This window comes from Pseudomonas abietaniphila (genome assembly GCF_900100795.1).
GTDB lineage: Bacteria > Pseudomonadota > Gammaproteobacteria > Pseudomonadales > Pseudomonadaceae > Aquipseudomonas > Aquipseudomonas abietaniphila.
Window position 1 is genome coordinate 521,757 of record NZ_FNCO01000003.1, and the last position, 11,119, is coordinate 532,875.

General features: G+C 51.3%; 7 protein-coding genes and 1 pseudogene. 3 read left to right on the forward strand and 5 right to left on the reverse strand.

Annotation, left to right across the window (positions count from 1 at the left end; all coding sequences use genetic code 11):
• Positions 1–5: 5 nt before the first annotated feature.
• Both BLS87_RS09125 and BLS87_RS09130 read left to right on the forward strand, forming a co-directional pair.
• Complete coding sequence (locus BLS87_RS09125) at positions 6–1,061, forward strand: serine/threonine-protein kinase (RefSeq protein WP_074752150.1); 1,056 nt, start codon at positions 6–8, stop codon at positions 1,059–1,061.
• Positions 1,058–2,125, forward strand: a complete 1,068-nt coding sequence (locus BLS87_RS09130; protein WP_074752151.1) for a serine/threonine-protein kinase — start codon at positions 1,058–1,060, stop codon at positions 2,123–2,125. Before BLS87_RS09125 ends, BLS87_RS09130 begins: the two co-directional genes overlap by 4 nt.
• 277 nt (positions 2,126–2,402) lie before the next feature.
• Here BLS87_RS09130 and BLS87_RS09135 read toward each other — a convergent pair whose 3' ends face one another.
• Together BLS87_RS09135 and BLS87_RS09140 are read right to left on the reverse strand one after the other, a co-directional pair.
• A complete protein-coding gene (locus BLS87_RS09135; RefSeq protein WP_074752152.1) occupies positions 2,403–4,604 on the reverse strand; it encodes a S8 family peptidase in 2,202 nt (733 codons plus the stop codon).
• Positions 4,594–5,691, reverse strand: a complete 1,098-nt coding sequence (locus BLS87_RS09140; protein WP_074752153.1) for an AAA family ATPase — start codon at positions 5,689–5,691, stop codon at positions 4,594–4,596. Before BLS87_RS09140 ends, BLS87_RS09135 begins: the two co-directional genes overlap by 11 nt.
• A 1,301-nt stretch (positions 5,692–6,992) precedes the next feature.
• Here BLS87_RS09140 and BLS87_RS09150 point away from each other — a divergent pair.
• Positions 6,993–7,740: pseudogene (locus BLS87_RS09150) on the forward strand (DUF3987 domain-containing protein); the annotation flags it as partial.
• 248 nt (positions 7,741–7,988) lie between these two features.
• Here BLS87_RS09150 and BLS87_RS09155 read toward each other — a convergent pair.
• From BLS87_RS09155 to BLS87_RS09165, 3 genes are all read right to left on the reverse strand, one after another.
• Positions 7,989–9,374 (reverse strand): site-specific integrase, encoded by a 1,386-nt coding sequence (locus BLS87_RS09155; RefSeq protein WP_074752155.1) that lies wholly within the window; start codon positions 9,372–9,374, stop codon positions 7,989–7,991.
• A 177-nt stretch (positions 9,375–9,551) separates the two neighbouring features.
• Positions 9,552–10,493, reverse strand: a complete 942-nt coding sequence (locus BLS87_RS09160) for a DHHA1 domain-containing protein (protein ID WP_244165814.1) — start codon at positions 10,491–10,493, stop codon at positions 9,552–9,554.
• A 14-nt stretch (positions 10,494–10,507) separates the two neighbouring features.
• Positions 10,508–11,017, reverse strand: coding sequence for a hypothetical protein (locus BLS87_RS09165; protein ID WP_074752156.1), 510 nt, complete (start codon positions 11,015–11,017; stop codon positions 10,508–10,510).
• Positions 11,018–11,119 lie beyond the last annotated feature (102 nt).

The window sequence follows — 11,119 nt, forward strand, 5'->3', positions numbered from 1 at the left end:
TGCGAATGCTGATTTCGGATCGTTATGATTTTGCGGGGGAAGCACTTGTAGGTGGTATGGCTCAGGTACTTGTTTGCAATGATGTGGTTCTGGAGCGTCGAGTAGCAATAAAAGTCATGCCAGGGAGCGCAAATCGCCGCAGGATCCGTGACGAGATCGCCGCACTTTTGAAGATGCGCTCAAAGCACGTTGTTCAAGTATACGATATTTTAAGTCTGTCGCATGATGATCTTGCTATCGTGCAAGAGTATATCAGTGGGTTAGATTTTTTCGATGATGCTACTAAGCCCGAAAATACCAATGATTACTTGAGACTAATTTGGCAAATTGCAGCGGGGTTAGCCGATATACATGAGGCGGGTATCATTCATCGGGATATCAAGCCAAACAATATGAAAATCGATTCAGAGGGAGTGGTAAAGATTTTTGATTTCGGCTTAGCCAGAGAAGAGGGTGGTAATGCATGCACCGTAGGTTTTGTAGGAACAAGAGGGTTTGCCGCTCCCGAATTGTATGCGCATGATGCTAAATTCACGACGGCCGTAGACACGTATGCTTTTGGAGCTACCGCTTTGTTTATAGGGCTTCGTGATCTGCCGGATGAGCTTAAATTTCAGCCCCCTAGAGCTTTAGCGGGTAGTCATTTCTCAGCGTTCTCTTTTACATTAGGCTCAGATGTTGTAGAAATATTAAAGGCTTGCCTTGAGCTAGATCCCAGTAATCGACCAAGTATGAAGAAAGTTCGGGATGTACTCGCTCTTCATTTGCTTGAGGGGCGGCATAAGGCGTTGGTTGTTTTTAATAGCAAGCCGTCATATCTCAGCGCGGCCAATCGATCGGTTACATTAACGCTTCCTACACTTGGTGAAGTTGAAATTTATTATGATGGGTTTGACTTTGTTGTGAGGGGGGTGGCGGGTGACGTTTTTGTTAATAACAAACGTGTAGTCATCGGCACCAAGCTACCCGGTGCTTGCGTTGTAGCACTCGGTGCTACTGAGCATGGATCTCGGCGTAGATATATAACTTTTGACTTGTCTCACCCGGAGATTGTTTTATGAGCGGTAATCTCGCGTCCGGAGAGCTGATCGGTGGCCGGTACCAGGTGGAACGATATCTAGCCGAAGGCGGCATGCAATTTGTTTACATTGCTAGAGATCTGATTACAGATAGATTGGTCGCATTAAAAACTCCCAAGAATAACTCTGCTGAGAAACGCTTTCACCGAAGTGCTATTGTGGCTGCTAAAGTAAACCATCCCAACGTTGCTAAGACGCTAGATTACCTAAGTTTTGAAGGAAAGCAGTTCTTAGTGGAGGAGCTCATCGAGGGTAAAGATATGAGGGCTGCGCTCCTCGAGGACTCTTCGTTTCTTGATCCCTACCTTGCCGCGAAAGTGTTCCATCATATTGCTAAGGGAGTTGCTGCTGCGCACCATGCCGGTGTCGTGCATCGAGACTTAAAGCCCACCAACATAATGGTTATAGGAGATTATTCGCTTATTGAGCTGAAAGTAACCGATTTCGGGATTGCTAAAATGGCAGAAGATGAGTTGCTGGAGGCTGCAGAAGGTGGAGATGCAAGTTTGACGACCTCTCAGACTGCGGTAGGCGCGTTGCCATATATGGCGCCTGAGGCAATTGAGACGCCACGAGAGGTGGGCGCACCAGCTGATATCTGGTCTGTCGGAGCTATGATGTACCATTTGCTTGCTGGTCAGTATCCATTCGGACAGGGTCTTCGCGCCGTTCCTAAAATTGTAAACGCGCAGTTGCCGATCGCCCCACCATTTTTGACGTCCAATCCGCAGTTTGCCCCACTTGCAACGGAGTTAATAAATTTAGCATTTAAATGTATGACGAAAGTTGCAAAAAATCGCCCAACTGCAGACGAGTTGGTGTTGATGTGTAGTGAGTTGTGTTATACCTCGACACCTCGACAGCGCGGGAAAATTGGTGATTTTGTATTTAATGCGTACGGCCACATTTCCTCACCGGGTGGTAGGGTTTTCTATCATAAAGAGTGCGTTTACGGTGAATTGCCAAAAATTGGTGATGATGTTCTTTTTGCAAGCTACGATGGTGGTGGTTCACCGCGAGCTCTTCCTGTAGTCAAACTAGGATAGAGGGATTTCATTCTGATAACCCTTTGCTGAGTTTGATGAGCAGCACTCTGCTCATCGACCCTAAAGGGATGCTTTCGAATAATAGTAAATCACCAATCAATTTCGATCGGGACGTTTTCGCTTGTGAGAACTACAGTCATTGTAATAGTGAAGGATACGGGGGGGCTTATATTTTTGAAATTGTGTGTATTTTTGCGCTATCGCGGCAGTGGTTTAGTTATACCTGTTCAGCAAGCACTTAGGCTCGCTGAGCAAGCATCACTATAAAAAGTAAAATTTATGTGCGGATCTCAGTTTCAAGATTGATTTCAACTGGCTGTAATACTTGGTATTTCTGTCTTATTAAGTTGTAGATGTCAGGGACGTCATCCGCCCTAACGCTCACAATCAAAGCGTAATTTACATCTGGAGCCGAGCTAGGCGATATACCTCGACTGCTTTCCCTCGCGTGATATTCGATATCGAACACCGGCCCTACTAGCGAATCTTCTTTAGTAAAGCTTCGGTCACGATGCAAGCATGTTTCCCACTTGTGTGCATCATCCCTAAATTCGCGCTCAGTCATTTTGTATTGGGTTGCTCTACCAAAAAAGCCACTGCTGCTTTCAATACCAGCACCCGCTCGTGGGCGGAATACAATACCCATTCCTGAGCGAGTATAGTTAATTGCATGTTCAGGATCAGTATGTGCCTGAATGCAAAGTGTAGCTTTGATTTGCGCGTTACCCTTTATAGCTACATCGGGGAATGGTATGGGACATCTCAGATACTGGCCTTTTTCAAGCGCACCTTGAAAAATAATAGTGGCTACACCATCTTCGCACTCTAGCAAAGCAAAAGAATCTTCTTTGAAGCGCCCCCAGCCAACTTCTTCGCGGCTGATTTTTTTCTTGCTTTCTGCATGGTGCACAAGCAAGGCTTTTAATGCAATTGCAGTCATTTCATAAGATGTTGAACAGGCTATGCCTGCAGCTGTTCTCAATGTAAGCGGCGCTGCGTAACTTGTTCCTTTAACTCCAACGGTACTCCCTAGCAGAGGGTTAAAAACTTTGAATAGTTCGTTATCGCTTCCTCCAAAAGCCACGCCGTCAGGCTTTACGTAGCCGGGGCTTCTGCCAGGACCTATGCAGCTGTAGCTAGCTCTTTTCCATTTCTTATCACTAGTGTCAGCGGCACCAACTGCTAACGCGTTAACCATATCACCAGGCGGTTGGATTCTATCGGCACCATCAACCTCACCGTCGTTCCCAACGGCGACCGTTGCCAAAATGCCGTGCCTCGAGCAGATCTGATCTAGAGTTGCTGTCCATGCATGAACCTCCTCGTCATTAATCGGCATCCTGGGACCTAAACTCAAATTAGCAAATCTGTAGTCGCCAGAGTCTAGTGCGTCACGGATTTTCAAAAGTACATCGAAGAGGTCAGGGTCCCGACCAGACACGGGAGAAAGAACCCGATAATGATGCACGTTCATGAAAGGTCTTTTAAGCTTTTCCTCTTCAGAAGACAATCTCCCAAACAAGAAAGTAGAGGTGACCTCGTTACCATGCATTAACAGGTTGCCATGCGTCTCGCCTGTATCCTCGTAAAAGTATTCGGTGGCCCATGTGCCTAGGTCAGACGTACCTAGTCCGCCATCGAAAATAGCGGCGAAATTATCTGGAGAATAAGCAGCTTCATAGGGTAATCCAGCTGCGAAATTTCCCAATGTAGTTCTCGCCATGTCTGGGTGTGCAATCCTCAACTCAGGCATTGGACGCGCGACACGTAAAAAAGAGTGGCTCGCTATTTTCAGCATAGCCTCAGCGGTTGCATAAACTGGGATGAATGTCAGCCCGCCAACTTTTATCCTTCGCCTCAGATCAGCTTTGCCTGCGTGTTGTTTAACAAAATCTGAAAATGAAGCAACGAGATCCTCTTCATCTGCACCTGCATGCAAAGCAACTTCGAAAGAATGCACTGCCGCGTCAGACTTCAAATCACCACGAATCTTTTCTGAGTTTTCAATCCATCTGATAGATTCTATTTCCTTTAGCTCTTTCTCCAGATTGGCCGCGAGAGTGTGTGAGTTCAAAATATCTATTAATTTACTGACCGCGTCCTCATTTCCCGCTACATAAATAGTAGCAGTCGCCTGCAATTTTCCAAAGTCATTTTCATCGGTTACTTTTCGAGGAATGATAGTAGTTTCTTTACTTCCTATGTCTCGGAGGCCACTTTTATTAAAAATATTCTTTGGGAAATATGACCTTGCTAGAAAAGCTGGATGCAATGTGAGTTCAAAGACTCCTTCACCCCTTGGCTTCGCCGCGCGCGGGAGCTCTGATAGAGACTTTTGAACGAGGGCTAGGGATGGCGCTAATGCCGCTCTAACTTCCTCCAAGGTATACGGAAACTTCTTAGGGCCAGATTGTCTCTTTATTTTCTTGGCACTGGTTAAAGCTTCACCTTTCCCCAGCAAAAGATTTTTATTTGCCATTTTTGCTCTCCATAAATCCTTTTAATATTTTTCCGACTGTTGGATGCGAGACATTTAATTCGGAAGCAATTTTCCTCTGAGACAGCCCTTGTAGTGATAATTGTAGTATTTGTAGGTCTCTGGCATTATTTTGAGATGCTAGATCGCTATCCGATCCACTTATTACAACTTCAATGATGCACTCATCTAGTTTTTTATCATTCAGAACGGCTTTTTTCTTCGCAGATAAAACCATTCTATTGATATCTGAATAAGAGCTTCCGCCTATGTATTCAGCGAGCTTTTGTGCTACTGCTTCGCTGATGCTCGCATCGGCAAATAGTCTCTCTATTATGACTGGGGAGGCCATAGAAAAGTTAATGGCAACTTCAAATCTTCGCCATACAGCAGGGTCAAGCATGTCAGGATGATTGGTAGCAGCGATCATGATGGAGGTTGAAGGCCATTCATCAATTGCTTGAAGCAGCACGTTTACTAAGCGCTTCAGTTCACCTACATCTTTGTCGTCATCGCGTCTTTTGGCGATGGCATCAAACTCATCTAATAGTAGGACGCACGGTATGCTTTTTGCATAATCTATAACAGACTTTATATTAGACCCAGTCTTACCCAGTAAACTAGACATGACGGACGCGAGATCAAGAGTAAGGATTGGAAGATTTAATTTGCTAGCTAGCCAATTGGCTGCAAGTGTCTTCCCCACTCCTGGCGGCCCAGTGAATATAAGGGATCTAATCGGCTCCAAACCCGCCTCGATAAGATCTTTTGCCTTTTCCCGCTCCAGTAAAACCTCAAAAAGTTGGTTTTCTATAGATTTTTCCCAAATTGGCTCAGCTTCAAAAACCAGGTTCGACTCTTCTCGTAAAAGACTTCGACGGCTATCGGCATCAACTGGGGAAACGACACTGGAAGCAGCTCGCATTCCACCATCGGAAAGCAGAAGATCGGCAAGCTTGCCCGCGAGATCTGGAGCCGTTTTTTTCAAGCGGCTCACCACCTGTCTTCCTATGAGCGAAAATCCAGCGGCACTACCCTTGACCCCCTGCTGGTAAAGAGAAACAAGATCATTTTCGGATATACTTACCATTACAACCCCAGCAAAAACAGTGCATTTGTGGTTATGGTAAATAATATCTGCTTATTTTTCCACATCATTTCCAAGGGGCGGTGGTTTTATCGACCCAGTGGAGATCTTAAGCCGCCTAACCGCATCCCTGCGCCCCCCCAAAGGAAGAATTGCTTCGATGCTTCCTGACGCTAGGCCTGAGGATCAATGGGAGGAGCCATAATCGGAGCTAGCTTCAAATCCGTTGGCTTGACGCTGAGTGCGTAATGGCATGGACTTGACCACCCGCTAAACCCTCCGATCCAGCGATCTTTGATCGCGCCGATCGGAGGGTTCACTCGCTTTTTCTCGAAGCCATCTCGTTTCACCATCCCATTTCAAATTTGATTAGCGCCACGTCTTCTTTTACCCGAGTAATTGCCCACGATCTCTATCGAGCGCAACGCGGTTTCTGTGTCAGAGCCGAGCTTATCGTAGGGCTATGGCTAGAGATGTGGCGACACCGGCGACACCGGCGACAACCCATGCAGAACGTGGCCTGGAACGTGGCGACAAAAGTGGCGACAGTCGCCACTGTCTGAGCGGTTCGGCCGTGACGCTTGACCGCCTTTTCGAGTGGGTATAAAAATTGGCGCACGGATCGCTGTCGTTGACAGCACCTGCCCAGGTAGCCAGAACCTTCAAGGCTACGTCACTTGCGTGGTGGTTCTCCCGAAGTGCGATTAGCGTCCGGCGGCTCGCACGGTCACTCCCCGAGAGTGATGGATGCCTACTCGACTTATCTGTCCACAGCGGCAGACGATAGACCTACCTCGCTGCGCTGCAGCCACCTTACCTCTCGGCACACTTCGCTGCGCCAATCCGCGCCCGTCTCTTTCTCCTGGAAAGAGACGGGCGCTCGTACCACTGCTGCAAGCCACGTCGTACAGGGCATTGCCGCAACTCTCCTCGTGACAATCGGCCTGACAAATCCGATTCGTCGCCATCCGCAACGACACAGGCACCGGTGCCGCAGCCAATGGAAAGGCTGCACCTGACTGACAGTCAGGCATGCCCCCAGGTGTCAAGATCTTTGCCTTCTCCCACCCATGATCTCCAGGTGCCGAACTCGTCAGCCGGCACAGCCTCCACCCGCCCGCATCTTCGGATGCGTCTAAGGAGGCCAGATTCATGGGTTTATGCCCTTGCTCCCGGTCGTAAGGAGCCGTTCGTTCCGCGTCAGTGAAAACCTCACAGGCCGCAGGGGCCTTGATCCCTGATAACACTCAACAGCCGTGGCGGGACTACGTGAGGACAACCAGTAATGATCGAGGAGAGGGCCCATGCAGCAGTTAGATCCGAAGCTTGAACTACCACGACCACCTCAACCGGTGATTGAGTCGAACCCCGTGCCCCAACCTTATCCGGTGCAGGCACTGGGTGGGATTCTTGGGCCTGCAGTCGAACGCATGGCCGAGGTCATCAGCGTGCCCCAGGCACTGGCCGCGCAATCGGTGTTGGCGGCCTCGGCCCTGGCCACCCAAGGTCATGCGGGCTTACACCTCGACGGGAGAAATTATCCCCTGTCGCTGTACCTGATCACGGTGGCCGCGTCAGGTGGTCGCAAGACCGCCGCAGACTGATGTGCATTGCTGCCAGCATGGCAATGGGAGTGTGAACAGTCGCAGCGCTACCGCGAACAACTTGCTTGGTACCGTGTCGCACAGCGACAGGCGCCGCGTATCACCCCTGCCGAACCTCACTCCGCGAACGGCGTAACGCTCAAGCCGGAGCCCTCAACCCCTCGGCTGATCCACGGATCCGACTATCGAGGCCCTGATTAAGGGGCTCTGCCATGACCTGCCCAGCATGGGGCTTTTCTGTGATGAAGGACGGCAGTTCCTCGGCAGCAGCACCATGAGCCAAGACAACCGTTTGAAAGTGGTCACGACCTTGTCGTCACTCTGGGACGGAAGCCCGATTGACCGCGCGCGCTCCATGGACGGTGAAAGCCTGCGAGCTTGTGACGGGCGCGTGAGTCTGCACTTGATGCTGCAACCGTATTTGGCCATGCAGTTATTCAGTGACCCGTAGTGGCTGCGTGCCTTAATGGCCATTCGCCCGAAGCCTTGAATACTAGGTTGTTCGCTAGCTAAGAAACAGCTTGATCAGGAGTCGGTAGAGGGGAGCGATCTACTTAACCGCTCGGCACCAAGGCAGTCATCAATGAACTCTGGTTGTTGACCGGGGGGTGGGCTAGCCACTCGCTACCCTGCGGGCCTGGCGGGTGAAACGACGAATCTTCGACGGACTGTCACAGGTTGGCATCGAGCAGTCGGCTATAACGATTGCATTCGATAATGTGTCAGTTGAGGCGTAGGACGTAATGTGGGACTTAAGCGACCATGAAAACGCAAAACCCCCGGAATCTGAGTGATTTCGGGGGTCTTCGTTGTTTCATTTGGTGGAGCCGGGGGGATTTGAACCCCCGTCCCGCCCTTTATTATCGCGGCCTGTATGGTTGTTGCTGCTGAAATGTCGCTATGACCCGATTTTTCAGAGCCCGGCGGCGAGGTTTCAGCCTGGGTACCGAACATCGCTGCGGCCTTGCTGCCAGACATGTCGGAGTCGCTCGGGATCCACCGACCATAGACGCGGGCGATCATTGTCCAGTCTTTGTGCCCCATCTGCTTTGCCACCCACATCGGGTGTTCACCGGCCGACAGCATCATTGATGCGTATGTATGGCGCGTCTGGTATGGGTTGCGATAGCGGACCTTCGCCTTTCTGGTGAGCGGTATCCAAAAACTCTTCCTGATGGCTTGGTCGCCATCGAAAGGTTTGTTGTAACGCTGGTCCTGAAATATCACCCCGCCTTCCAAGTACGTGAAGGTCTTCTGAGCCTGCAAAGCTTCCAGCGCCATTGGCAGCAGCTTTACATCACGAATCCCCGCCGCCGTCTTCGGAACCTCCGCTTCCTTGGCTGCTTTGGTCAAGCCGCGAGTAATCCTCACTTCCTTTCGCAGCCAATCGATATCCCCCCACTCAAGCGCTACAAGCTCACTGGTCCTGAGCCCCGTCCACATCGCGAACTGGATCATGTTCCGGTACTGGCCTTGGGCAGCCGATAACAGCTCACGCTGTTCTTCAGGTGAGAACGGATCAATCTCATCTTCAGTTTTCGGCTTTTCCTTCCTCAGATACGTCCAGCCCTCGAGCGGATTTACTTCGAGCAACTCTTCGTCGACAGCGTCACCCAGAGCTGAGCGCAGGCAGCTCTGAATGTTCGAGAGCCGCTTGTTCGAAGCGTCGATCTTGATCATCGACTCTTTGACCATCTTCCTGCTGATCAGCACCAGTGGCTGATCACCCATTGCAGGGATCAGCACACCGTTGATGATTTTGCTGTAACCGTCGATGGTACTGGCTTTCAGTTCTTTCGCCTTGCGATCCTTCCAGGCCAGAAGATAGTTGCTCAGGGGGATTTGCCCGGTCTTATAGCCGACGCGGGCGGTACGCTTGGAGTTTGGGAAGGTGGCCGCGTAATCGAACGTTCCGTTGTAGATCGCCAGTTCGATTGCGGCCTTATGCTGCTCGACGCGTTTCAGGTTAGCGGGGCTGGGCTCAAGCGGGATTCGCTCGCGGCACTGGGCGCCCTCATACATGAAACTGAGCTCAATACTACTTTTTGACGCTGCCCTGACGCCGCTGCGCTTTCCACCCATTCCTCATATCCTTCTACATCGATCAGCGGCTTATTGTCAGGCGCATGTCTCCACACCTGGCCTTTCGGCCATGTGCCATCCTGAATCTTCGATCTGATTGCGGCCTCAGTGTAGCCGCTCTCAACCGCAAACTGGCTGATGGTTTTATATCTGACCATTGCTACCTCCGTCCGGGGTCTATGCGGGATTGAGTGGTTGGGTCAGTTCGTGGCCGTACGGCACGCGGAAGCCCGATGCGTTGCGGTGCCCGCCGCCGCCGTACTGCTTGGCGACTTCCGATACATCCAGCCCTTCGTCAGTGCTGCGAAGGCTGAACACTCGACCATCAGGTGTATCCCAGTAGCAGGCGGCGAATGGTTCGCCTTGGGCCATCAGGTGCCCGGCATCGCTGGTGAGCGTGTACGGCAGGCTGGCGGCTGGAACATCATGGCCACCAATTACCATGCGGCGCTTGGTCACCGACACCAGTTCGGCGACGTCCTTGTGGTGCTTGCGCTCGATTGCTGCACCATCAGATCGAAGCGTTTGCACGTCGGCGGCCATCAGTTGATCCCAGACTTCAAAGTCGTATGGGTAGCTGAACAGGTTGGCTTGTATTTCGCGGGTGCCGTCCAGCTTGAACAACCACAGGTCGCGGTCCTCGATGTGGCGGAGCAACTGCGGCGGCTCTTGATCAGGGAAATAGTGATCCCACGCCAGCATCGCACCGCTGCGGTTCATGTCGAAGCAGCAGGCGATCGCAGGACCGCCTTGACACATTGCCATGTCGTGAGCGGTTTTCCAGCCCAGCAAGGGCGATCCGTTGTCATGGCGGATATCGGTTTCAATGCCGGCGTGGAACGGTTCAAATCGTGCCAAATCTTCCGCAGCACTTTTATGGTGGTCCAAGACGATGATGCTGTGCGCCTGGCGCGCAAGGCTCGACAACACGTCGTACTTGTAGCTGAAGTCAACCAGAACAACATCCTTGCCGGTCACGTCGGGTGGCTCTTGCCCGTAAACACCAGCAACAAACTCGACTCCAGAGCCCAAGGCCTTGCGGACAACCCAGGCCGCACCGAAACCGTCGGCGCAGTTACCGTGATAGATGCACATCGTTTTGCGTTGAATATCAGTCATCGGATTCTCCGGGCTTATGCAGGGTTGAGTGATGGATACTTAGCCAACACGGCATCCGCGACCTTCATCGCGGCTTGGGCATCATTGACGTAGGCTGGATCGAAACCGCCGCACAGATAAATAGTGGCTTGGCAGGCACGTAGGTTTTCCCGGTTCAGCTTCAGAGCCGCGGTCAGTTCTTCGCGCATGACGCCTTCTGCACGGCCGATATTCCAGAAGCGTTTTGCCCAGTGATCACCCGGAGGCTGATTGTTGCCCTGATATCCGAGTGCGATCGCACCGGCAATCAAGTCGCACAGGTCGCGCTTGTAGGCGTTGTCGCCGTCGATGCTCAGGCCTCGTCTGCGCAAGGTGCTGACCACCTCGTCATCTTCCAAATCTTGGTCCTTGAGTACGATTTCTTCTTCCGGCTTGCCGGGTGTGTAAATCACCAGGGCGATTTTCGCGTTCGGCCAAAGGTGTTCGCTTATTTCTACCAACGCATCGTTGGCGATCTGGTTGAAGCGCTGCAGTATTGCGGACATAGCGATACCTCGCCCGCCGTACACCGGCAGGCATGTGGATAGATGGGGAAGGGGTTACTTGACGAGATGCGGCTTCGGCGCCGGCATATACATGCCATTGCA